Origin of the sequence: Allobosea sp. LC85 (assembly GCF_000735605.1) — a bacterium.
In the GTDB taxonomy this organism is placed as follows: Bacteria; Pseudomonadota; Alphaproteobacteria; order Rhizobiales; family Beijerinckiaceae; genus Allobosea.
Genome location: NZ_JPKG01000027.1, coordinates 41,825 through 64,886, shown reverse-complemented (window position 1 = coordinate 64,886; position 23,062 = coordinate 41,825). Strand labels below are relative to the sequence as shown.

Annotated in this window: 18 protein-coding genes and 1 pseudogene; 10 read left to right on the top strand and 9 right to left on the bottom strand. The window is 65.0% G+C overall.

The annotated features are described in order from the left end of the window. The first annotated feature begins 558 nt into the window (after positions 1–558). From FG93_RS12495 to FG93_RS12450, 10 genes and pseudogenes are all read left to right on the top strand, one after another. Positions 559–1,155: a TetR/AcrR family transcriptional regulator gene (locus tag FG93_RS12495; protein ID WP_043234853.1), complete on the top strand. Its 597-nt coding sequence runs from the start codon at positions 559–561 to the stop codon at positions 1,153–1,155. Positions 1,156–1,327: 172 nt separating this feature from the next. Next, positions 1,328–2,485, top strand: a complete 1,158-nt coding sequence (locus FG93_RS12490; protein WP_043235080.1) for an efflux RND transporter periplasmic adaptor subunit — start codon at positions 1,328–1,330, stop codon at positions 2,483–2,485. Continuing rightward, entirely contained in the window at positions 2,482–5,637 is a 3,156-nt protein-coding gene (locus FG93_RS12485) for an efflux RND transporter permease subunit (RefSeq protein WP_043234852.1), read from the top strand. Before FG93_RS12490 ends, FG93_RS12485 begins: the two co-directional genes overlap by 4 nt. A 159-nt stretch (positions 5,638–5,796) precedes the next feature. Beyond that, positions 5,797–6,348 (top strand): NADPH-dependent FMN reductase, encoded by a 552-nt coding sequence (locus FG93_RS12480; RefSeq protein WP_043235078.1) that lies wholly within the window; start codon positions 5,797–5,799, stop codon positions 6,346–6,348. Positions 6,349–6,582: 234 nt separating this feature from the next. Beyond that, positions 6,583–6,938: pseudogene (locus tag FG93_RS12475) on the top strand (cytochrome c family protein). Between the two features lie 382 nt (positions 6,939–7,320). After that, entirely contained in the window at positions 7,321–8,136 is an 816-nt protein-coding gene (locus FG93_RS12470) for a cytochrome c oxidase subunit II (RefSeq protein ID WP_043234850.1), read from the top strand. A gap of 63 nt (positions 8,137–8,199) precedes the next feature. After that, positions 8,200–9,960 (top strand): cytochrome c oxidase subunit I, encoded by a 1,761-nt coding sequence (gene ctaD / locus FG93_RS12465; protein WP_043234849.1) that lies wholly within the window; start codon positions 8,200–8,202, stop codon positions 9,958–9,960. Between the two features lie 12 nt (positions 9,961–9,972). Beyond that, positions 9,973–10,680, top strand: a complete 708-nt coding sequence (locus FG93_RS12460) for a cytochrome c oxidase subunit 3 (protein WP_152579413.1) — start codon at positions 9,973–9,975, stop codon at positions 10,678–10,680. A gap of 12 nt (positions 10,681–10,692) precedes the next feature. After that, positions 10,693–11,415: a heme-copper oxidase subunit III family protein gene (locus FG93_RS12455; RefSeq protein WP_052513688.1), complete on the top strand. Its 723-nt coding sequence runs from the start codon at positions 10,693–10,695 to the stop codon at positions 11,413–11,415. Positions 11,416–11,424: 9 nt separating this feature from the next. Beyond that, the gene (locus FG93_RS12450; RefSeq protein ID WP_043234847.1) at positions 11,425–11,760 is read left to right on the top strand and encodes a cytochrome C oxidase subunit IV family protein; all 336 of its coding nucleotides are present in this window, start codon (positions 11,425–11,427) and stop codon (positions 11,758–11,760) included. 95 nt (positions 11,761–11,855) lie between these two features. Here the strand turns inward: FG93_RS12450 and FG93_RS12445 are convergent, their stop codons facing one another. From FG93_RS12445 to FG93_RS12405, 9 genes are all read right to left on the bottom strand, one after another. Further along, positions 11,856–13,250, bottom strand: a complete 1,395-nt coding sequence (locus FG93_RS12445; RefSeq protein ID WP_043234846.1) for an amidohydrolase family protein — start codon at positions 13,248–13,250, stop codon at positions 11,856–11,858. 145 nt (positions 13,251–13,395) lie between these two features. Further along, a complete protein-coding gene (locus tag FG93_RS12440; RefSeq protein ID WP_043234845.1) occupies positions 13,396–14,253 on the bottom strand; it encodes a LysR family transcriptional regulator in 858 nt (285 codons plus the stop codon). Between the two features lie 365 nt (positions 14,254–14,618). Then, entirely contained in the window at positions 14,619–15,608 is a 990-nt protein-coding gene (locus FG93_RS12435; protein ID WP_043234844.1) for an ABC transporter substrate-binding protein, read from the bottom strand. After that, positions 15,605–17,374 (bottom strand): thiamine pyrophosphate-binding protein, encoded by a 1,770-nt coding sequence (locus FG93_RS12430; protein WP_244448595.1) that lies wholly within the window; start codon positions 17,372–17,374, stop codon positions 15,605–15,607. The genes FG93_RS12435 and FG93_RS12430 overlap by 4 nt, the downstream gene beginning before the upstream one ends. Before the next feature lie 19 nt (positions 17,375–17,393). Then, positions 17,394–18,893: a tripartite tricarboxylate transporter permease gene (locus FG93_RS12425; RefSeq protein WP_043234842.1), complete on the bottom strand. Its 1,500-nt coding sequence runs from the start codon at positions 18,891–18,893 to the stop codon at positions 17,394–17,396. 7 nt (positions 18,894–18,900) lie between these two features. Further along, positions 18,901–19,359 carry a tripartite tricarboxylate transporter TctB family protein gene (locus FG93_RS12420; protein ID WP_244448594.1) on the bottom strand — a complete coding sequence of 153 codons (459 nt, stop codon included), beginning with the start codon at positions 19,357–19,359 and terminating at the stop codon, positions 18,901–18,903. Positions 19,360–19,447: 88 nt separating this feature from the next. Continuing rightward, entirely contained in the window at positions 19,448–20,419 is a 972-nt protein-coding gene (locus FG93_RS12415) for a tripartite tricarboxylate transporter substrate binding protein (RefSeq protein WP_043234839.1), read from the bottom strand. Positions 20,420–20,485: 66 nt separating this feature from the next. Beyond that, on the bottom strand, positions 20,486–22,000 hold the full coding sequence (locus FG93_RS12410) for an aldehyde dehydrogenase family protein (protein ID WP_043235073.1): 1,515 nt from the start codon (positions 21,998–22,000) through the stop codon (positions 20,486–20,488). A gap of 152 nt (positions 22,001–22,152) precedes the next feature. Beyond that, complete coding sequence (locus tag FG93_RS12405) at positions 22,153–23,058, bottom strand: NAD(P)-dependent oxidoreductase (RefSeq protein ID WP_052513687.1); 906 nt, start codon at positions 23,056–23,058, stop codon at positions 22,153–22,155. Between the last annotated feature and the right edge of the window lie 4 nt (positions 23,059–23,062).

Here is a 23,062-nt window from a genome sequence, read left to right as displayed (position 1 = left end):
CCGGTCAGTTGAATTCCTGCGTTACGCCTCTTCCAGAGCGCCGGATGCACAACCTCTCAAAAAATACCCGAAAATCTGAAGCCCTGATTTCCACGGCCAGCCCCGTCGGCGATGACAGATCGGCCGCAAGTCGGAGTGCATTCAAAATATTCAGCCAAGAAACAAGAGTCCGGCCTTCACCGCACGAGTAAGTCACATCATTCATAAAATACAAAATCATCATGCTCTGTTGATGCAGATCAACATAGCTCTCCTTTCAGGCATCCGCGCTCGCGCGCTAGACTTGCGAGCCAACGACTTGCATTTCGGCCCATCAGCGCCGCTGACATTACGCCATGACCGCGTGAACCTTGGCCATTCGCTATACCTCCCTTGCGTAATGCCCCCGTGAAAGGCGCCCCGTCACCGGACGCGCCACTGGCCTTGCATCTCATGTCGCATTGAAATATCCTCACTTGTAGATTTATTATGCTTCCCCGAACAATGCCCCGATCCGACCAATCCACTCCCCCCAGTCCCGCTCCGCGCCGCCCTCGCGGTCGGCGGCTCAAGGACCAGATGCCGGGCCGCGAGGCCCTGCTTCTCGCCGCGACGAGTGCGTTTGCGCGCCACGGCTATGACAGCGTCGACCTGCGCAGCCTGGCCGCCGCCGCCAAGGTCGATCCTGGGCTGGTGCGCGTGCATTTTGGCGGGAAGGAGGGGCTCTGGCTCGCGAGCATCGACCATGTCGCCTCGTATACGACTCAGCTGCACGCCGAGATCCGACGCCTGTCCGCCGAGACGCGCCCACTCAGGCAGCGAGTGACCGACGCCATTCGCCTGACGGTGAATTTCCACTTCAACCATCCGGAACTCGGCCTCTTCATCGCACAGCAGGCGAGGGAAAGCGGGACACGGCTGGCGGCCCTGAAAGAGCGCCTGCTTCGCCCTGCGCTCGATGCCTTCATGCCGCTACTCGATCAGGCGGTTCGCGAAGGTGTCACGCATGCGAGCGACCCCTTCATCGCCTTCTCGATTCTCGCCGGCGCATTTTTCTGGCCGTCGACGGCACCCGACCTCGTTCAATCCCTGTCCGCGAGCCCCATGGACCGCAGTCAGTTTCAGGAGCATTTCCTTGAGAATCTCATCGCCGTATTCCTGTCCAGGCCTGACTAGGGAAGGGATCATAGTGCCTCATTCCCCCGCAAGCGCGATGAGGGCCGCCCACGATTCCGGCGAAGAAGGGCCGTGGTTGGATGTGGTCCTTGCTCGTGAAACACTGCTCGATGCGCCAAGGGAGAGCGACGGCGAGCGCGCTGCGACCGGCACCAATGGAAGGATGCGACGGATGACGACCCACACGCCGCGGCGCCGTTTCGCGCTCTTCAGCCTTGCCTTGATCTGGCCGCTCCTCGGTGCGGCGACCCTGGCCCAGGCGCAGGGGGCCGCACCGCCGCCGCAGGTGACCGTGGTCGAGGTCCAGGCCGGCAAGGTGCCGCTGACCTTCGAGTTTGCCGCGCGCGTCGAGGCTTCGCGCGAGGTTCAGGTCCGGGCCCAGGTCGGCGGGATTCTCCTGAAGCGGAACTTCGTCGAGGGCGCCGAGGTCAAGGCCGGCGATATCCTCTTCGAGATCGACCCGAGGCGCTACGAGGCGGACGTCGCCAAGGCAAAGGCACAGCTCCAGCAGGCGGAGGCACAACTCGCCCAGGCGACGCGCGATGCCGAGCGCTATACGCGGCTGGCCCAGAGCGGCTCCGGTACGGAAAAGGCGCGCGATGACGCCCTCTCCGCCAAGGAACTCGCGACGGCCTCGGTCGCCGTCGCCCACGCCGACCTGAACGTCGCGGAGCTCAATCTCGGCTACACCAATGTGAGGGCGCCGATCAGTGGGGTCACGAGCCGCGAGGAGCTGCCCGAGGGCAGCCTGATCGGCACCACGGGCGATAGCAGCCTGCTCACCAAGATCACCCAGCTCGACCCGGTCTACGTCATCTTCAACTCAAGCGAGAGCGAAGTCGCCGAAGTCAGGGCCCTGCTCGAGGCTCAGGGCATCTGGGACCGTGCCGGGGAGGTCCTGTCGGTCAAGCTCACCTTCGGCGATGGCCGCGTCTATGCGCAATCCGGCGTCATCGATTTCGCCTCCTCTGGCCTTGATCCGGAAACCGGGACACTGCGGCTGCGTGCCGTTGTCCCCAATCCCGAGCGGCGCCTGCTGCCCGGCCAGTTCTTGCGCGCGATCGTGATGGGGGTCGTCCTCAACGACGCCATCGTCGTTCCGCAGGCCGCGGTCTCGCAGGGACCGCGCGGACAGTTCGTCTACACGGTCGACAGCCAGGGGAAGGCCGAAGCCCGCCCCGTCGTGCTCGGTCGTCAGGTCACCGACGGCTGGATCGTCACCTCGGGCCTCAAGCCCGGCGACAAGCTGATCACGGAAGGGATTATCAAGGTTCGTCCCGGCGCTCCGGTCTCGATCGCCGCCGCGGCGCCCGGAGCTCCCAAGCCATGAATCGCTTCTTCATCGACAGGCCCGTCTTCGCCGCCGTCATCTCGATCGTCATCGTGCTTGCCGGTATCGTCGCGATCCGGGCGCTTCCGATCGCGCAATATCCCGAGCTGACGCCGCCGCAGATCGTCGTCAGCGCCACCTATCCCGGCGCCAGCGCCGAGACGATCGCGCAAACGGTGGCAGCGCCGCTCGAACAGCAGATCAACGGCGTCGAGGGCATGCTCTACATGCAGTCCTCGAACTCCAGCAGTGGCCAGATGTCGCTGACGGTGACATTCGCTCAGGGCACCGATCCCGATCAGGCGACAATCGACGTCAATAATCGCGTCCAACGCGCGACGCCGACTTTGCCGCAAGAGGTCACTCGGCTCGGCGTAACGGTCAGCCAGCGCTCGACCTCCATCCTCGGCCTGGTGGCGATGTACTCGGAGAACGACCGCTTCGACACGACCTATGTCGGCAATTATGCCCTGCTCAACGTCATTGACGATCTGAAGCGCATTCCTGGCGTCGGCGACGCGGCACTGCTCGGCCAGCGCGACTACTCGATGCGAATCTGGCTGAGTCCCGACAAGCTCGCCCGCTATGGCCTGACGACCACCGATGTCGCGGCGGCCATTCGCGAACAGAATGCGCAGTTCGCAGCCGGCCGCTTCGGCGATGAGCCGAACGACCCATCCACCCCCTTCACCTATTCCGCGACGACCCAGGGGCGCCTCCCGGATGCCGAGGCGTTCGGCAACATCATCCTGCGTTCCGACATCAACGCGGCGACGCTCAGGATCAAGGACGTGGCGCGGGTCGAGCTCGGCTCGGCCAGCTACACCGTCGACAGCAAGCTCAACGGCAAGCCCGCAGTACCACTCGCGGTCTATCTTCAGACGGGAGCGAATGCGCTCTCGACCATGGAGGCGCTCAAGAGCCGCATGGAAGAGCTCAGGCAGTCCTTCCCGGAGGGCATGGCCTACAGCATTCCCTATGACACGACGAAGTTCATCCAGGTCTCGATCGAGGAGGTGGTCAAGACCTTCGTCGAGGCCATCGTCCTGGTCATCCTCGTCGTCTTCCTCTTCCTGCAGAACTTCCGGGCGACGCTCATCCCGGTCATCGCGGTGCCGATCTCGATCATCGGCACGTTTGCCGGCATGTACATGTTCGGTTTCTCGATCAACCTGCTCACCCTGTTCGGCCTCGTCCTCGCCATCGGCATCGTCGTCGACGACGCGATCGTGGTTCTGGAAAATGTCGAGCGGATCATGGCGACCGAGCACCTGCCGCCGCGAGAGGCCGCGATCAAGGCGATGAGCGAGGTCACCGGGCCGGTGATCGCGATCGTCCTGGTGCTGTGTGCGGTCTTCATTCCCGTGTCGTTCATGGGCGGGCTGGCCGGTGCGATGTACAAGCAGTTTGCGGTCACGATCGCCCTGTCGGTCACGATCTCGGGCATCGTCGCGCTGACGCTGACCCCGGCCTTGTGCGCGCTGATCCTGAAGCCGGGCCATCAGGAGCCGGCACTGCCGTTTCGGCTGTTCAACCGCTTCTTCGACAAGCTGACGAGCGGCTATGTCTCCGGCGTCGGCTTCCTGGTCAAGCGTTTCGCCATCGGCCTCGTGCTCTTCGCCGTGCTCATCGCCGGTACGGGCATCCTGTTCCGGACCGTTCCGGGCTCGCTGGTTCCGGACGAAGACCAGGGCGTGCTGTTCGGGGTGGCCATCCTGCCTCCGGCCGCCTCGCTGAACCGCACCGTGGCCGTGATGGATCAGGCCGCGGTCAATATCGGCAAGCACCCGGCTGTCGAGAATGTCTTCGCCATTTCGGGGTTCGACCTTCTCTCCGGAAGCGAGCGAACCAGTGCCGCAACGACCTTCGTGACGCTGAAGGACTGGAGCGAGCGCAGGACCCCGGACCTCGATGCGCGCAACCTGGTCAAGACGTTCACCGGCATGAATATCGGGATCAAGGACGCCATGGTGCTGTTCTTCAATCCGCCGCCGATCAGCGGGCTGAGCACCACGGGCGGGTTCGAGCTCTATGTGCAGGACCGCACCGGAGGCGGTGTCCAGTCGCTCTCTGCCGCCACCGCACAACTGATCGAAGCCGCCTCGAAACGTCCCGAACTGGCCGGCGTGCGCACGACCTTCGATACCGGTGTTCCGCAATATCGGCTCGACCTGGACCGCGACATGGCCAAGGCGCTGGGCGTGCCGATCAGCTCCGTCTTCGAGACGATGCAAAGCACGTTCGGCAGCCTCTACGTCAATGACTTCACGCTCTATGGGCGCAACTACCGCGTCAATCTGCAGTCGGAGGCCGCTTTCCGTCAGGCGCCGAAGGATCTCAAGCAGGTCTTCGTGCGCTCGTCCAACAACAAGATGGTGCCGCTCGATACGCTGGTGAAAGCCGTGCGCGTCGCCGGTCCCGACCAGTTCGAGCGTTTCAATGCCTTTGCCGCCGCCAAGGTGATGGGCAACCCGGCGCCCGGATACACCTCGGGGGCTGCGATCGCGGCGATGCAGGAGGTGGCGCGTGAGCTGCCGCAGGGCTTCCAGATCGCCTGGACCGGCTCGGCCTATCAGGAACTCGCAACCAGCGGGACCGGCTCGCAGGCCATGATCTTCGGCATCATCATGGTGTTCCTGATCCTCGCTGCGCAGTACGAGAAATGGAGCCTGCCGCTGGCGGTCATTCTCGCGGTTCCGTTCGCGCTGTTCGGAGCCTTGCTGGCGGTCTGGCTCCGCGGCCTGACCAACGACGTCTATTTCCAGATCGGCCTTGTCACGCTGATCGGTCTGGCAGCCAAGAACGCCATCCTGATCGTCGAATTCGCCGTTCTCGTCCGGCAGGAGGGCATGAGTGCCGCCGAGGCTGCGCTGGAAGCGGCGCGGCTGCGCTTCCGGCCGATCGTGATGACCTCGCTCGCCTTCATCCTCGGCGTCGTTCCGCTCGCCATCAGCAGCGGCGCGGGCTCCGCGAGCCGGCACTCGATCGGTACGGGCGTGATCGGCGGCATGCTGGCGGCGACTTTCATCGCCACCTTCTTCATCCCGATGTTCTACCGGCTCATCGACTGGCGCGACCCTCGCCCGGCCAAGGATACAGGGCCGGCGGCGAAAGCCGAGGTGACGGCGGAGAACGCGGGAAGCTCGATCTAAAACATCGGCCCGAAAGTGGGTTGCGGTTTTCGGGAAAGCCGATGCAAACACAAAAAGCTCAGATCACGTTGGCGCGCGGCCGGAATGATCGCGCGCGACAAATCGGATGTCGGACCCTAGGCTCGACGCCGCAATCAGCACTCCGTGATGGGACAGACCATGAGCGAATTCAGAATTGCCGTCGTCATCGGCAGCCTTCGGCGCGATTCCTTCAATCGCAAGCTCGCCACCGCCATCGCCAAACTGGCGCCGCCGGAGTTCAAATTGCATCAGGTCGCGATCGGCGATCTGCCGCTCTACAATCAAGATGACGATGCGAACCAGGCCCAGGCCGTGAAGCGGCTGAAGGCCGAAATCGCCGGCTCCCAGGGGGTCATCTTCGTCACGGCCGAATATAACCGTTCCATCCCCGGCGTGCTGAAGAACGCGATCGATCATGCCTCGCGGCCCTATGGGCAGAGCGCCTGGGCCGGCAAGCCGGCCGGAGTTCTCGGCATGTCGGTCGGCGCCATCGGAACGGCGATAGCGCAGCAGCATCTGCGCAATGTCCTCGCCTATCTCGACATGCCGACACTCGGACAGCCGGAAATCTTCATCCAGGCCAAGGAAGGGCTGTTCACCGACAGTGGCGAGATCGGCGAATCCAGCCGGGCCTTCCTGAAGGGCTGGATGGATGCCTATGTCGCCTGGGTGAAGAAGCACTCAGCCTAGGACGACTTTCGAGGGGATGCGCAACGGCAGCAGCCCGGCTCGGCGCCACTGAAGCGACCGGCCCGGGATGAGACCGCGCGCTGCCGTCCCGGCGCGCCGCCAGTAGAGCAAGCGGCGGCCTCGGGCTGTTCGACAGGCGGGAAACCGGCCTGCCTGCCGTCCAGCACATCCTCGAGACGGTTTGCCGGACACAGGGCCTTTGCCTGGATCGAGGTTTCGGATCCGGCGTCAGAAATGCCGCTTCCGACAGCCGCCGCGCTGGCCGCGGAGTGGGTGCATCGCAATGGCGCGGCGCCCGGGCGATGCCGCGCCTGCCACCAGATCGGCGAGACCTCGAAGAACCCGGTCGGGCCAAAGCTCAACGGTCTGCTTGGGCGGCCGGCGGGTCCATCGAGGGCTACAGCTACTCGGCCGCCAACAAGAATTCGGGCCTCGTCTGGGACGAGTCGACGTTCCGGGATTGCATCAAGGCTCCCCAGGCCAAGATCCCCAGCACCACGATGGTGTTCGCCGGCCTGAAATCCGAACAGGAAATCGACGATCTCGTCGCCTTCCTCAAGCAGATCGACGCCGACGGAAAGAAGAAGTAGCCGCCTTTGACGCGCAGGTGCGGCGATAGCGCGGCGGGCTCAAGCCCGGCCTCGATTGACAACCAGCGAGCGCAGTCGGACAATATTCATCGACCATAGGCTGAGAAGCGGAGCGCTTTGCAGCCTGGGCGGGAGCTTTTGCGTCAGATGTGACGCGTAATCGTCTGACGGACCGGGAGGTTCGGCGATGGCGAGCAGGAAGCGACGCTTGAAACCGGTTGACGCGCTCGTCCGAGTCCGCGCCACGCGATCCCTCTGCGCCGTCCCTCCCGTCTTCTCTTCCCGACACCTTCATGCCGCTCCCCGACGCCGCAACGCCTCGATCGCGTCGTGGCGCCACCCGGACCCCGTTCATCGCCGCCATAGGCAAGGGTGACCGATCATGGGTGTTGCCGTCGTACTTGCGCTGGTCGTGATCGGTTCGGTGGCGTTCCACCTGCTGAGCCCATGGTGGTGGACGCCGATCGCGTCCAACTGGCACTATATCGACAACACCATCATCATCACCTTCTGGATCACCGGCATCGTCTTCGCTGCCGTCGTGCTGTTCATGGCCTATTGCCTGTTCCGTTTCCGCCATCGCGAGGGACACCGCGCGGCCTATGAGCCCGAGAACAAGCGGCTGGAATGGTGGCTCGCGATCGGGACCGGCATCGGCGTCGCCGCCATGCTGGCGCCTGGTCTTGTCGTCTGGAACCAGTTTGTCACCGTGCCGGCCGATGCCACAACGGTCGAGATCGTGGGCCAGCAATGGCAGTGGAGTTACCGCCTGCCCGGTGCCGATGGCCGGCTCGGAGCATCTGACGTGACCCTTGTCAGCGCCGAGAACCCGCTTGGCCTCGATCCAAAGGATGCGCGCGGGCAGGACGACGTCATCATCCAGGGCGACCAGCTTCACCTCCTGCTCGACAAGCCGGTGAAGGTGCTGCTGCGCTCACTCGACGTCGTGCATGATTTCTACGTGCCCGAATTCCGCGCCAAGATGGACATGATCCCGGGCAGCGTCACCTATTACTGGTTCACGCCGACCCGCACCGGCACCTTCGAGGCGCTGTGCGCCGAACTCTGCAGCACCGGCCACACCTACATGCGCGGTGGTGTCGTCGTCGAGCCGGAGAGTGAATACCGCGCGTGGCTGCAGCAACAGAAGACCTTCGCAGAACTCGCTGCAGCGGCGCGAGCACAGGCGAGAAACTAGGGGCGGAAGGCGGCTGAGCCTCCGACGAGGCGTGCCGTCTGAAGGAGAGCAGGAGGCGGTTTTATGGTCGACGTGCCGAGTGACGCTGCCGCACCTCTATCGACCGCCGAGGTCGAGGATGTCGAGCTCTATCATCCGAGAAGCTGGATCACGAAATATGTCTTCTCCCAGGACGCCAAGATCATCGCGATCCAGTATTCCCTGACTGCGCTGGCGATCGGCCTCGTCGCCCTCGTCCTGTCCTGGCTGATGCGGCTGCAGCTCGGCTTCCCGGGCCTCGTCTCCTTCATCGACCCTGAGCGCTACTACCAGCTGATCACCATGCACGGCATGATCATGGTGATCTACCTGCTGACCGCGCTGTTCCTCGGCGGCTTCGGCAACTACCTGATCCCGCTGATGCTCGGCGCGCGCGACATGGTTTTTCCCTATGCCAACATGCTGAGCTACTGGATCTATCTGCTTGCCGTGCTGGTGCTCGTTGCCGGCTTCTTCGTGCCTGGCGGAGCGACAGGGGCCGGCTGGACCCTCTACCCGCCGCAGGCGATCCTCGCCAACACCCCCGGGCAGTCCTGGGGCATCATCGTGATGCTGGTCTCGCTGATCCTCTTCATCATCGGCTTCACCATGGGCGGGCTGAACTATGTCGTGACCGTGCTGCAAGGCCGGGCGAAAGGCATGACGCTGATGCGCATGCCGCTCACCGTCTGGGGCATCTTCACCGCAACCGTCATGGCTCTGCTCGCCTTCCCCGCCCTCTTCGTCGGGGCGGTGATGATGCTGCTCGACCGGCTGATCGGGACGAGTTTCTTCATGCCGGCGATCGTGGCGCTGGGCGAACAGCTCTCCTATCGCGGCGGCAGCCCGATCCTGTTCCAGCACCTGTTCTGGTTCTTCGGGCACCCCGAAGTCTACATCGTCGCGTTGCCGGCCTTTGGCATCGTCTCCGACCTGATCAGCACCCATGCACGCAAGAACATCTTCGGCTATCGCATGATGGTCTGGGCGCTGGTGGCGATCGGCGCGCTCAGCTTCGTCGTCTGGGCTCACCATATGTATGTCAGCGGCATGCATCCCAGCTTCGGGTTCTTCTTCGCGACCACGACACTGATCATCGCGATCCCGACCGCCATCAAGGTCTATAACTGGGTGCTGACGCTCTGGCGCGGCGACATCCATTTCACCGTGCCGATGCTGTTCGCGCTCGGCTTCATCGTCACCTTCGTCAATGGCGGGCTGACCGGACTGTTCCTCGGCAACGTCGTCGTCGACGTGCCGCTCTCGGACACGATGTTCGTCGTCGCCCATTTCCACATGGTGATGGGTGTCGCTCCGATCCTCGTCATCTTCGGCGCGATCTATCACTGGTATCCGAAGGTCACCGGGCGGATGCTCGATGACGCCCTCGGGAAGCTGCATTTCTGGGTCACCTTCCTGGGCGCCTACCTGATCTTCTTCCCGATGCACTATATCGGCCTGATGGGCGTGCCGCGCCGCTATCACGAGATCAGCGACATGGCCTTCGTGCCGGCATCGACGGCGACATTGAACGGATTCATCACCATCGTCGCCCTGATCGTCGGCGCAGCCCAGCTGGTCTTCGTCTTCAATCTCGCCTGGAGCCTGAAACGAGGCCGGCCAGCCGGCGGCAACCCCTGGCGAGCGACGACGCTGGAATGGCAGACGCCCGAGACGCCGCCGGCCCATGGCAACTGGGGCAAGACGCTGCCCGTGGTCTATCGCTGGGCCTATGACTACAGCGTGCCCGGCGCTGCAGAGGATTTCCTGCCGCAGAACCAGCCTCCCGATCCGCGAACGGCGTGAGGAGGCGGCATCGTGATCGTCATCGTCCTGTTCATGGTCCTGATGGCAATGCTGGCCGGCTGGTGGCTGTCGCATCAGCGGCTGGCGGCCAAGCCCTGGCTTGAAGTCGGAATCATCGACGAGGCCCGAGATTCCAGGCCGCGATCTCCGCAGATCGCCAAGATCGGCCTCGGCGCCTTCCTCGCCGTCGCCGGCTCGCTCTTCGCGCTCCTGATCAGCGCCTATTCGATGCGCATGAGCATGGCGGACTGGCGCGCATTGCCGATGCCGATCGGGCTCTGGTTCAACACAGGGCTGCTGATGCTCGCCAGCGTCGCCCTGCATTCGGCGGTGATTGCTGCGCGCTGCGACGAGCCGGGTAACCTCCGCTCCGCGCTGCTGGCCGCAGGGGTCTGCTCGCTCGCCTTCCTCGTCGGACAGGTTCTCGCCTGGCGCGAACTCGCGGCTGCCGGCTATTTCAGCGCGGCGAACCCGGCCAGTGCATTCTTCTATCTGGTCACCGCGATTCACGGCCTGCACATGCTGGGAGGGCTCGTGGTACTGGGCCGGACGACGGTCCGGTCCTTCGCGGCCCCACAGGTATCGGGCGCTTTGCGCCTCAGCGTCGAGCTCTGCGCGATCTACTGGCACTTCCTGCTGCTGGTCTGGCTCGTTCTCTTCAGCCTGCTGATGCGCTGGACCGACGACCTGATCGAGATGTGTCGCGGATTGCTGAGCTAGGAGGCGCGACCGATGAACGAGCTATCGCCGACCGTCCTGAAGCCAGAGAGCACGCATCCCACCGGCTGGGGCGGTATCGTCGCGGACTGGTCCTCGGATCAGCGGGCGTTCAGGACAGCCTCCTGGGGGAAGGCCATGATGTGGATCTTCCTGCTCAGCGACACCTTCATCTTCGGCACCTTCCTGATCTCCTACATGACGGTGAGGATGTCGACCGTCGTGCCCTGGCCCAATCCGAGCGAGGTCTTCGCACTCGAGATCGGCGGCCACCACCTGCCGCTGATCCTGATCGCCATCATGACCTTCGTGCTGATCAGCAGCAGCGGCACCATGGCGATGGCGGTCAATTTCGGCTACCGGCGCGACCGCCGGAAGACGGCGATCCTGATGCTGCTGACCGCGCTGCTCGGCGCCGCCTTCGTCGGCATGCAGGCCTTCGAATGGTCGAAACTGATCGCGGAAGGGGTCCGTCCCTGGGGCAATCCGTGGGGCGCCGAGCAATTCGGCTCGAGCTTTTTCATGATCACCGGCTTCCACGGCACCCATGTCACGATTGGCGTGATCTTCCTGCTCATCGTCGCGCGGAAAGTCTGGCGCGGCGACTTCGACGAGGCCCGGCCCGGTTTCTTCACGAGCCGGAAGGGTCGCTACGAAATCGTCGAGATCACCGGACTGTACTGGCACTTCGTCGATCTCGTCTGGGTCTTCATCTTCGCGCTGTTCTATCTCTGGTGAGAGGTCGACATGGCTCAGTCAAACGCCACGCACGGCGATACGCAGGAGCATCCGATCCGACTCTATCTCGTCGTCTGGGTCTGGTTGTTCGTCCTCAGCGCCTGCTCCTACATGGTCGATTATTTCGGCCTCGTTGGCTATCTGCGCTGGTCGCTGATCCTGCTCTTCATGGCGCTCAAGGCGGGGTTGATCATCGCGGTCTTCATGCACATGGCCTGGGAGCGCCTGGCGCTCTCCTACGCGATCCTGCTGCCGCCCGCCGTATTGTTGGTCTTCGTCGCGATCATGGTCCTGGAATCGCACTACACGCTCTTTACCCGGCTGGCCTTCTTCGCGACGGGGTGAAGTGCCGCTCTGCCTGACAACCAAGCGGGGTCCATCCCGGAGTCCCTCCTGACGGCCTCGGACAGGCCGCCGGGAGGGCGAGAGCGAACCGGGTCTCAGGCGTTGCCGACGCTGCCATGGACCATGCGCCCGCGGTGGAAGGTGGCGCTGCGTGCGGGCAGGCGGGCGACCGCCTCGGCGGAGCAACTCGCCCCGACCAGGGTGAAGGCCGCGTCATCGCCGGCCTTTGGCCAGACGCGATTGCCCTTATCGTCCAAGGGCAGCACCCCGCCGGTGGCGATGGTCATGGCGCGCGACAGCCGGAACTCATCGCTACCACGGTAGAGCTGAGCATACAGGTTGGCTTTTTCCAGCATGTCGGCGCGACCGAATGGCGACCAGTGATCGATCACGCTGTCGGTACCGGTCATCACGAAGACGCCTGCTTCGCTCAACCGCGGCAGCGGCATCATCAGGCCGCCGATCGGCACCGTCGAGGCGATGGTCATCTGCTGCGCCGCCAGACGGGAGGCGGTTTCAGCCAACGCCTCCGGAGCGAGCGTGGTGAGCGCGAAGGCATGGCTGATGGTCACCTTGCCCCGTAGAGCCGGATTTTTCTCCACCGTATCGATCATGTGGTTGATCGCGGCCACGCCGGCCGGATTGGTCTCGTGCAGGTGGATATCCACGCCCTTGCCGGTATCGAGAGCGATCTGGAACATCGCGTCGAGCGACTTCTGCATCGAACCGTCGACATTGGTCGGATCCAGCCCCCCGACATAGTGCACGCCCATCTGCATGGCTTCGCGCATCAGGCCGTCGACCTTGGAATGAAGCAGGCCGTGCTGCGGGAACGCGACGATCTCGCAGCTGAAATCGCTGCGATGATTCTCCAGCGCGCGCTGCAGGTGCTCCAGGCTCTTCAGCCCACTGACCGGATCGATGTTGCAATGGCTGCGCGCCACGGTGGTGCCCTTGGATTGCAGCAGGGCAATCAGCTGCTCGGCGCGTTGTTGCGAGGTCGGCAACAGCTTGGGGAGCAGTTTCTGTTCCAGCGCGATCATGTCCAGGATGGTCTTGCCCTGGCGCGGTCGCGGTGCCTGCCAAGGACCACCGTAGAAAGTCTTGTCGAGATGAATGTGCATGTCGCGCATCGCCGGCAGCATGAGCTGGCCGTGCGCCTGGTAGCGCGGCACGCCGGCAGGCGGAACTGTATTTGCCGGATGCAGTGCGACGAACTTGCCGTCCTTGATCTCAAGAGCATGGAGCGCGGTACGGGTGCCGATGACCGTGTCGCCGTCATACTCGAAGCCTTCTTCAAGCCGCACGTCGCTCAGATAGTAATGACGGTCGGTCAGCGTGCTCGTGCCGGCCTCGGATGCAGGGCGGCCCACGCTGGCCGGCGCGGCTTGTGCACCGCTTCCGGCCAGGCCGATGACCGCGCAAGCGGTGGTGAGTTTCCCGGTCTGGCTGAGAAAGCCTCTGCGGCTTTGTTGATGGACGCTTTCCACGTTTGTTTCCTTAACCTGGGGTCTGGGCGTTTCGGCTCCTAGATTACGAATGGACTGCGCGGGTTGGCAGCGATATTTGCCAATGATGACTATTCGATCTGGCAATGATGTCGGTCGCGAACGCATCACCGTCGACCTGGCCTGCTCACCGTTCCAGCCGGCAGAACTCGGCTAGTCTTTCCGCCAGCACGATGGCCGCGGCGGGAGCGTTGTCGCGGTAGTACAGCGCCAGCTCGAAATCGTTGACCGGCGGCAGGCCTTCTGCTGCGCCCAGCGTTCGGTGGCTGGGCAGAAGGCAGCCGGCCGGCAGCAGGGTCACGCCCAGCCCGGCGGCGGATGCGGCAGCGAGGGCGGCCAGGCTGGCGCTGCTGTAGCTCACACGCCAGCGAATTCCCAAGCTGTCCAGCGCCTGGCAGAGTTCCTCGCGATAAAGTCCGTTGAGCGGGAAGACCGCCAGCGGCACCGGGGAGCGTTCGATGGCCGGGTGAGCGAGGCTGTCCAGCCACAGCAACGGTTCCAGCCTGGCCGCGCGCGGCGGTTGACTGCGGCGTTGCTTGACCAGGATCAGATCCAGTTCTTCGCGCTCATAGGCGCTGCGCAGATCGGCGCTGAGGCCGCTGGTGACGTCCAGCCGCAGATGCGGCTGCTCACGGCTGAATGCGGCCAGCAGGTCGACGGTGGGGACCGTAAAATCCTCCGGCATGCCAAGCCGCAGCACGCCGTCGCGCCAGAAGCCGGTCAGCGCGTCATGCGCCTCCTCGTTGAGGGCGATGATGCGTCGTGCATAGCTCAGCAGCCGGCCGCCCTCCTCGGTCAGCTTAACCTGATGCGAGGAGCGCTCGAACAGTGGCTTGCCCAGCATCTCCTCCAGGCGCCGGACCTGCTGGCTGACGGTGGATTGCGACAGCGACACACGGTCGGCGGCGCGGGTGAAGCTTTGGCTCTCACAGACCGCGACGAAACTGAGCAGCAGCTGCGGGTTGAACATCGGATAGCGATTCATTCGCCCGCTGCCAGCATGTCATGGGCCGATTTGCCTGATACTAGACTAGGCGGTGTGGACGGTCTTGGCCAAGGTGAAGGAAGCCCGCACAAGCGAATATCCGTGCGTTGGCGTGACTCGCGGCCGCTGAATCCGCTCACAAGCAGAGCTGCGCTCGGCAATCGGCCGTTGGATCCTCCCTGGGATCGCGGCACCGGTCCTTCGCTCACTGAGCCTGTGGCCAGGCGGAGCGGCGTTGTCGCTTAGATCATCGCACCGGATATCGTATCCGGTGCGATGATCTGAGCTTTTTGTGTTTGCATCGGCTTTCCCGAAAACCGCAATCCACTTTTCGGGCCGATGCTTTAGCGCCGCGAAAGGGACCGTCATGGGTGGTATGGAAAGATGTCCGGGATTGAGAGAGGCCTGTCGGTGAGCCCCTGTTCCCATGAATAGCGGGCCATGGCCTCGATCGCCGTGCGATTGGGCTCGATCCCGTAAGGCCAGTAGTCCTTGCCCATGACCTCTTCGGTCTGGCGCAGCGCCGCCTCCTGCCAAGGCAGCATCGCCGTGTCATAGGCAAACTGGTGCAGCTCGCTGGCGGCGAAGGCCTTGGCCTGCTCGAAAGCGCCCGTCAGCGACAAGGCGAGATCCGGATGGCGATCGGCAATGTCGGCGCGGATGCCGATCAGATGCATCAGTGGAAACAGACCAGTCTTGCGGAAGTAAGCCCTCTCCGCCGCCGGGACATCCGGAAACAACCGCCGGATCGCCGGATGCCCCTCGGCGAAGGCCTGCGGCGCGCGCGGCGCGATGATGGCGTCGAGCTTGCCCTCGAGCAGCCACTGCCAGAGCGTCTCACCGGCCGGCAGCCGCGTCGTCTCGAACCGGGGGGGCAGCGTGACCGGCACCTTCTCCTCGCGGCCGGGCGCATCGATGCCGCCGATGATCCAGTGGATCGCTTCCGGCCGCACGCCATATTCGTCAGCCAGGAGGCCGCGCACCCAGACATTGGCCGTGAGCTGATATTCCGGGACGCCGACGCGCCGGCCGACGAAATCCTCTGGCCGCTCGATCCCGGCGTCGCTGCGGACATAGAGCGCGCTGTGGCGAAATTTGCGCGAAACGAACAGCGGCAGACCAAGATAGCGACAGGTGCCGCGCGCGCGCAGCAGGAGATAGGTCGAGAGCGACATCTCGGTGATGGCGAACTCGCCTCCGAGCATGCCGCGCAGGAAGACCTCTTCCGGCGGCAGGACCGACCAGTCCAACGTATAGCCCTGTGGCCGGAACATGCCCGCGATCAGCGGCCAGGTCCGGTCATAGGCGCCGCAGCCGACCGTGAGCCGCGTGTCCTCTCCCAGGGCGCGGCTCATCGGTCGGAATAACCGGGGATGATCAGTGCATCGATGATGTAGCGGCCGCCGGCCGCGACGACGGCCGCGCCCCGCTCCAGCTCGGCAAGCAACTCGTCGACATTCCGTACCGACACCGCCCCTTCGAAGCCCTGCGCGCGCGCCAGCCCGATGATATCGGGCGCCGGATCGTCCAGCCGCTGGCCGATCCACTTGTTCTCGACCGGCCGGCCGCGCTGACGCGCCATGCGCTCCTGATGAACCTCGTCGTTGAAATAGGATCGGTTATTGGCGACGACGAGCAGCATCGGCACGCGCTGATGCGCGGCTGTCCAGAGCGCGTTAACGCCCATCAGGTAATCGCCGTCGCCGATGACGCCGATCGTCATCCGGCCGCTGTCCTTCAGCGCGATCGCGGCTCCGATCGTGTGGCCAGGCCCCGTGCCGACCGCCCCGCCGCCATCCTTGCCGAGGAAATCCAGCGGTGTGCGGAAGCGGCAGGCGCTGCGCGGCCAGCCGAAGGAGAGCCGCGCAAAAGTCACCTCCCGATCGCGCGCGAAGGTCGAGATCGTGAAGGCCATCTGTTCGGCGTTGAACGGCGCCGTGCGGTCCGGCCCCTCGAGCGCTGTCTGGGTCCAGTGGCTGCCTTCGGAAATCAGGGACGGGACCGGTTGCCACTCGGTGCCGATGGCCTCCAGCAACTGACTGACGAAGCGGTCCGGATCGGCTGCGATCCTGACATCGCAGGCCGGCAGTGCCTGATGGTCCATGCTCCAGCCATTGGCGACATGGCCGTCGAGCGAGCAATGGACGATTGCGGTCGCCAGCGGCTCCTGCGTCTGCGAGGCGCCACAGCGGGCGCTGAAGAAGCCGGCAAGATCGTGCCAATCGAGGCTGATGATGGCGTCGGCCTCGCGCAGCAATTGCTGCTCGGCCTCGTTCGGGCGCTCGCCGACAGGGGCCAGCGCATGGAGCCTATGCTCGGTCGGGAAGCCCGGCGCATTATGCGTGGTCGTCAGAACCGTCGCACCAAGCCGCTCGGCCAAGGCGATGCGGCGTTGCCAATCGCCGGCATTGCGCGAGACCCGGCCGATCAGGAGCAGGGGGGCGCGTGCGTTGCGCAGGATTTCCAGCGTCCGGGCGATGTCCTCGGTGGGAGCCGCTGCCGGCCGCGGCGGCGCAAAGCGGCGGACATCTGGAACCTTCACCGCGCGGTCAAGTCTGCTTTCCTGCATTTCGGCATCGAGACAGACATAGACAGGGCCGGTCGGAGCGGTCCGCGCGATCTGGTCGGCGCGCAGAACGGATTCGACCGCGGCCTCGGCCGAGGCGGGCTGGTCGTCCCATTTGGTGTAATGGCGCACCAGCGCGCCCTGGTCGCGGGCGGTGTGGATCCAGTCGATCCAGGGCCGGCGGCGATGCGCGTCGACGGGCCCGGTGGCGCCGAGGATCAGCATCGGCCGGCGATCGCACCAGGCGTTGAAGATCGTCATGGTCGCATGCATCAGCCCGACATTGGAATGCAGGATGACGGCCATCGGCTCCTGCGCCACCCGCGAGAATCCGTCGGCGATCGCGACCGCGTGTTCCTCGTGCAGGCAGACGATCATCGCCGGATCATGGTTGCCGAGGTGGTTCACCAGGCTGTCGTGCAGGCCCCGGAAGCTCGCTCCGGGAACCAGTGCGACATATCTGTAGCCCAGCGCCCTGATCGTCTCGGCCACGACGTCGCTGCCCCATTTTTCGGTCATCGGCGCCGCCGCGCCCGCCTCGGTCTGCATGGTCATGTCCATCTGGCTGTCGCACTTACTCGCTGAAGACCTCGTCGCGGCCCTTACGGATCGCCGGCAGGACGGCGACGGTGAGCATCGCGAACGCGATCAGGATGAGGACGGCGGCGATCGGCCGCTCGACGAAGGTCATGGGGTTGCCGCGCGAGATCATCAGCGCCTGGCGGAGGTTTTCTTCCATCATGCGGCCGAGCACGAAGCCGAGCGTCAGCGGCGCCGGCTCGAAGCCGAACTTGGTGAGGCCGTAGCCGAACACCGCCAGCGCTCCCATGATCAGGATGTCAGCCGGCTCGTTGTTGATGGAGTAGACGCCGATGCAGCAGAAGATGACGATGCCGACGAACATCAGGCGATAGGGCACTTTCAGCAGCTTCACCCAGAGCCCGACCGCCGGCAGGTTGATGACCAGCAGCATCAGGTTGCCGATCCACATCGAGGCGATCAGCCCCCAGAACAGGTCGGGCATCTTGGTCATGATCTGCGGGCCGGGCACGATGCCGTGGATCGTCATCGCGCCGACCATCAGGGCCATTACGGCATTGGGCGGGATGCCGAGCGTCAGCAGCGGAATGAAGGAGGTCTGCGCCCCGGCATTATTGGCCGATTCCGGCCCGGCGACGCCCTCGATGGCGCCGCGGCCGAAGCGGCGGGGGTCGCGGGCCAGCTTCTTTTCGAGCGTGTAGGAGGCGTAAGGCGCGAGGACGGCGCCATTGCCCGGCAGGATGCCGAGGATCGAGCCGAGCAGGGTTCCGCGCAGGATCGGCCTGGCCGAGGCCCGCAATTCCTCCGGCCCGGGCAGCAGCCGGCCGATATGGGTCTCGCGCACCTGCCTCGCCTCGCCATGCTCGAGGCTGCGGAAGACCTCGGCGATGCCGAACAGGCCCATGCCGAGCAGCGCGATCTCGATGCCGTCGGCGAGCCAAGTCGCCCCGAAGGTCAGGCGGAGCTGGCCCGTTGTCAGGTCTGGCCCGACCGTCGAGAGCAGCACGCCGACCAGGATCATCACCACGGCCTTGAGCACCGAGCCGCGCGCCAACAGGACTGCGAAGGCGAGCCCCATCAGCATGAGCGCGAAATACTCCGCCGGCCCGAAGATCAGCGCGATGCCGGCAAGCGGCGCGGCGAGAGCGGCAATCACCAAGGTCGCGATCGTGCCGGCGACGAAGGAGCCGATTGCCGAGATCCCGAGCGCGATGCCGGCGCGGCCCTGGCGCGCCATCTCATGGCCGTCGATGGCGGTGACGACGGCGCTCGACTCGCCGGGGATATTGAGCAGGATCGAGGCGGTGGAGCCGCCATATTGAGCTCCGTAATAGATCCCTGCCAGCATGATCAGCGCGGCGGTTGGATCGAGCCCGAAGGTCAGCGGCAGCAGGATCGCGATGGTCGCGATCGGACCGATGCCAGGCAGGACGCCGATCAGCGTCCCCAGCATGCAGCCGGCAAAGCAGAGCAGGATATTGGTCGGCGACAGCGCGATGCCGAAGCCGTGGCCGAGATTCTGCAGGAGTTCCATGCGCGCCTCAGACGTTGATCGAGAACGACGGCAGCACCAGCATCGGGATCGGCTGGTTGAGCGCGAAGCGGAACAGGAGAGCGCAGGCGACCGTCATCGCCAGAGCAAAGACAATGAGCTCACGCGGCCTGACCTCACGCGAGCCAAAGCCGGCGACGAGCATGGCAAGCGGCGCCGCGACGATGAAGCCGGGCTCACGGATGGTCGCAGCGAAGAGCACGATTCCGGCAAGCACGAAAGCCGGCCCACGCAGATGCCAGCGTTCGAGCGCGTCGCCATCCTCGATGAAGCTCAGCACGACGAGGACAGCGCCGCCGATGCCGATCGCGATCGCCGTCCAGCGCGGCACCATCGCCGGGCCAATGACGCGCAGCGTGCCCTGCGCGAGATTGCCGAGCATGAGCACGACGACGATTGCCGCTGCGATGAGGACCAGGCCGGAGACCAGATTCTGCGGAGAACGCACGGCGCGTTTCCACGGAGCAACAGGCTCGGACTGGCTCATGGCAGCTTCGCCCTGGCTTGGGAGGTGGTGTGTTGCAGCCGGCTCGGCGTCATTCGACGGTCACGCCGACGGTGCGCACCATCTCGCCCCATTTGACGACCTCAGCCTTCAGATAGGTCGCAACCTGGGGAGCCGAGCGGACATGCAGCTGGTAGCCCATGCCGAGGAGCTTCTCCCGGGTCTGCGGCTCGCTGACGATCTCGTTGATGGCGGCGTTGAGCTGCTCGATGATCGCCGGCGGCGTCTTGGCCGGGGCGAGCACGGCGACCCAGGATTCGGCGACGAAGGGGAAGCCGGACTCGGTATAGGTCGGCACATCGGGCATCGCCGCGACACGCGTCTCGCTCGCAACGGCCAGGCCCTTGAGCTTGCCCTCAGCGACCTGCGGGATGATGCCGAAGGACGAAGCGACCATATCGACCTGGTTGCCCAGTGCCGCCTGCACCGAAAGGGCGCCGCCGCGGAAGGGAATGTGCGAGGCCGGCTGCATGGCGAGGCGTTTCAGGAAATACTCGGTCGCCAGATGCGAGCCGGAGCCGACGCCGGCACTGGCGAAGGTGATTTCGTCCTTCTTGGCCCAGGCGAGATAGTCCTTCAGATTGCCGGGCTTCGAGGGATGCGTCGCGATCGTCTCCGGCGACGAAACCGCAATCGCCACCGGGACGAGCTGATCGAGCGCGTAGTCGCGCTTCTTGTAGAGCGTCTCATTGATGGCGACCGCCGTCGAGGTGACGAGCAGCGTCAGTCCGTCCGGCTTCGCATGCGCGACAATCGCAGCGGCCGTATTGCCGCCGGCGCCGGCCTTGTTCTCGACCGTGACCGCCTTGCCCCATTTCTCGTTGAGCTTCTGGCCGACGATGCGTGCAAAGGTATCGACGAAGCCGCCGGCGGCGAAAGCGACCGTCATGTTGATGCGGTCTGGCGGGTAGGCCGGCGCCTGCGCCGAGGCGAGGCCGGCAGAAGCCGAGAGTGCGATGCCGGCTCCGACAAGGCGGGCGACGGCGTCATTGAGACTACGCATGTTTCTCCCTCCGTTATGTATTTTATGTCCCGCGATCAGCCACGCGGGGATTTCCGGTCGCTCCTGTCAGCTTCTTGCCGGCCGCTTCAGGTTGACGTGGATGTGCTTTTCTTGGGTGTAGCTGAGCAGTTCTTCGAGGCATTCCTCGCGGCCAAGGCCCGATTGCTTGTAGCCGCCGAATGGTGTGCCGAGGAAATGCCGCGAAACCTCGTTGATCCAGACGAAGCCGGCCTCGACCTCGCCGGCGAGACGGTGCGCGTTGCGGACGTCATTCGTCCAGATCGAGCAGGTCAGCCCGTATTCGACGCTGTTGACGGTCTCGAGCATGCTCGCCTCGTCCGACCAGCGGAAGACCGCGAGAACCGGCCCGAAGACCTCCTCGCGCGCCAGCCGCATCGCGGGCGTCACCTCGGTAAACACGGTGGGCTCGACGAAATTGCCCTTTGCGAGCGCCGGATCGAGCGGGCGGCGGCCGCCGCAGAGCAGGTTCGCACCCTCCGCCTTGGTGTCGGCGATGAAGCCCATCACCTTGTCGAGCTGTGCGCGGCTGATGATCGCGCCCATGGTGGTTGCTGGATCGGTCGGATCGCCGGGGCGGAATTGCTTCACGCGCTCGGCGATGCGCGAGACGACCGCGTCATGGATCGCCTCGTGGATAAAGGCCCGGCTGGTCGAGCCGCAGGACTGGCCGCACCAGATGAAGTTCATGCCGGCGACCACGGCAGCCGCCACCTCGTCGGGATCGGCATCGGCAAGCGCGATCAGCGCATTCTTGCCGCCGAGCTCAAGCAGGACCGGCTTGATGGTATCGGCGCCGGCCCTCATCACGGCGCGTCCGGCCTGGACGCTGCCGATGAGCGAGATCATCGCGACACCGGGATGGGCGGCAAGTGCCGCTCCGGCCTCGCGGCCGCCTGGGAGTACGTTGAAGACGCCGGGAGGCAGCAGCCCGTCGATCAGTTCGGCGAAGCGTAGCGAGCTCAGCGGCGCCTGGTCCGGCGGCTTGACGATGACGGTGTTGCCAGCCGCGAGCGGCGCGGCCGACTTGGCGGCGCAGAACATGAACGGATGGTTGAACGGAATGATGCGGCCGATGACGCCGCGCGGTTCGCGCACCGAGAAATTGACCGAGTCGCGGCCGAGCGGCACCGATTGGCCCTTCATCTCGGTGACGAGGCCAGCGAAGAAATCGAGCTGAGAGGCCGCATTGGCAACGTCGCCGAGCATCTCGTGGACCGGATTGCCTCCGTCCACGGCGTCGATGAGCGCGAGTTCCCGCGCATTGTCGCGGACGATCTGGGCAATACGCCGGAGGATCTTGGCGCGCTCGGCCGGGGCGACGTTGCGCCAGCTGCGATAGGCCGCACCAGCAGCCTGGACCGCGGCATCGACATCGCCGCTTCCGGCCTGCGCCACGAAGCCAAGCGACTCGCCCGTCGCCGGGCCGGTCAGTTCGAGCCCGGCGGTCTCGGCCGCCTCGCGCCAGCTGCCGTTGATGTAGAGGTTCCGGTTGCGCGGCAAGACATCGGGCAATGCGCTTGCCGCGGCTGGCACGATCGGATCGCGAATGTCCTGGTCCATGGTCTGTCTCCCCTTCCGGCGAGGCCGGTCGCGCCGGGTTGCTGTGCCGGCGCATTTTCTTGGCCGGCACATTTTCTTGCTTGCCTACTGGGTATCGGCTTCGCCCGGAGCGGTCTTCGCGGAGTTTCGGGCTTCAGTTATAACTTTTGCGACTATGACGGCTCAGACGCCTGCCGGTTCAGTGCGCTGCGCACGGCATCGAGCATCGCGAGGCCGTCTTCGGGCTCGGCCTGCAATGGCAAGCGCCCGAGTCGTTCCTGCTGCAGGACGACGCCCTCGGTGACGGCTGGGTCGATGCCAAGCTCGCGAAGCGTCAGCGCAACCTCGCGCATTTCGGCGGCCCGCCGGACGCCATGCTGCAGCATGCGGCTCACATTGTAGGGAACGACCTTTGGCCAATCGAGGCCGGGATAGCTGCGCCCGAGAGAGTCGAGGATCAGCGGGTCGATCCCGGCGACGCGAGCCGCCATGAAACACTCGTAGGTCAGCGCCTCCAGCCCCTTGACCATGACGCTGCGGACCATCTTGATGATCGTTGCCGAGCCGATCTGCGGTCCCGCCGGCCCGAGCTCCATGCCGAAGCCCCCGAAGATCTCGATGAAGCGTTCGGCTGCCTCACCGGCGACCAGGCAGGGGGTGGCATGGCGCTTGGGGTGAACCGGCGCCATGATCGCGAGGTCGAGATAGGCACCGGGCGCAGCAAAGGCAGCGGCCGCCTCGCGCTTGCGACCAGGCGAGACCGAATTGACGTCGACGAAGACCTGGCCGGATACAAGGCGCGGCGCGACCTGCCGGGCGGCGTCGAGACTGTCGGCCGCGGTCACCGCCGAGAACACGAAGTCCGCGCCAGCCAGTGCAGCGTCGAGGCTGTTGGTGAGCCGGACGCCCAGGCGCTCTGCCGGCTTGCGGACGCGCTCCTGCGTACCTGCGATGTCGAAGGCGGAGATCTCGACGATGCCGGCTTCGAGCAGGCCGCCGGCGAAGGCTTGTCCGGCCTCGCCGAAGCCGATGAAGCAGAGTCGCGGTGGGTTGGCGCGCGGGGAAACGGTTTGCAGCATGATG

Excerpts from the sequence above, each read along its gene's own strand:
- FG93_RS12495 (WP_043234853.1), top strand. The coding sequence starts at position 559 with ATGCCGGGCCGCGAGGCCCTGCTTCTCGCCGCGACGAGTGCGTTTGCG.
- FG93_RS12490 (WP_043235080.1), top strand. The coding sequence starts at position 1,328 with ATGACGACCCACACGCCGCGGCGCCGTTTCGCGCTCTTCAGCCTTGCC.
- FG93_RS12485 (WP_043234852.1), top strand. The coding sequence starts at position 2,482 with ATGAATCGCTTCTTCATCGACAGGCCCGTCTTCGCCGCCGTCATCTCG.
- FG93_RS12480 (WP_043235078.1), top strand. The coding sequence starts at position 5,797 with ATGAGCGAATTCAGAATTGCCGTCGTCATCGGCAGCCTTCGGCGCGAT.
- FG93_RS12470 (WP_043234850.1), top strand. The coding sequence starts at position 7,321 with ATGGGTGTTGCCGTCGTACTTGCGCTGGTCGTGATCGGTTCGGTGGCG.
- ctaD (WP_043234849.1), top strand. The coding sequence starts at position 8,200 with ATGGTCGACGTGCCGAGTGACGCTGCCGCACCTCTATCGACCGCCGAG.
- FG93_RS12455 (WP_052513688.1), top strand. The coding sequence starts at position 10,693 with ATGAACGAGCTATCGCCGACCGTCCTGAAGCCAGAGAGCACGCATCCC.
- FG93_RS12450 (WP_043234847.1), top strand. The coding sequence starts at position 11,425 with ATGGCTCAGTCAAACGCCACGCACGGCGATACGCAGGAGCATCCGATC.
- FG93_RS12440 (WP_043234845.1), bottom strand. The coding sequence starts at position 14,253 with ATGAATCGCTATCCGATGTTCAACCCGCAGCTGCTGCTCAGTTTCGTC.
- FG93_RS12435 (WP_043234844.1), bottom strand. The coding sequence starts at position 15,608 with ATGAGCCGCGCCCTGGGAGAGGACACGCGGCTCACGGTCGGCTGCGGC.
- FG93_RS12430 (WP_244448595.1), bottom strand. The coding sequence starts at position 17,374 with ATGACCATGCAGACCGAGGCGGGCGCGGCGGCGCCGATGACCGAAAAA.
- FG93_RS12425 (WP_043234842.1), bottom strand. The coding sequence starts at position 18,893 with ATGGAACTCCTGCAGAATCTCGGCCACGGCTTCGGCATCGCGCTGTCG.
- FG93_RS12415 (WP_043234839.1), bottom strand. The coding sequence starts at position 20,419 with ATGCGTAGTCTCAATGACGCCGTCGCCCGCCTTGTCGGAGCCGGCATC.
- FG93_RS12410 (WP_043235073.1), bottom strand. The coding sequence starts at position 22,000 with ATGGACCAGGACATTCGCGATCCGATCGTGCCAGCCGCGGCAAGCGCA.
- FG93_RS12405 (WP_052513687.1), bottom strand. The coding sequence starts at position 23,058 with ATGCTGCAAACCGTTTCCCCGCGCGCCAACCCACCGCGACTCTGCTTC.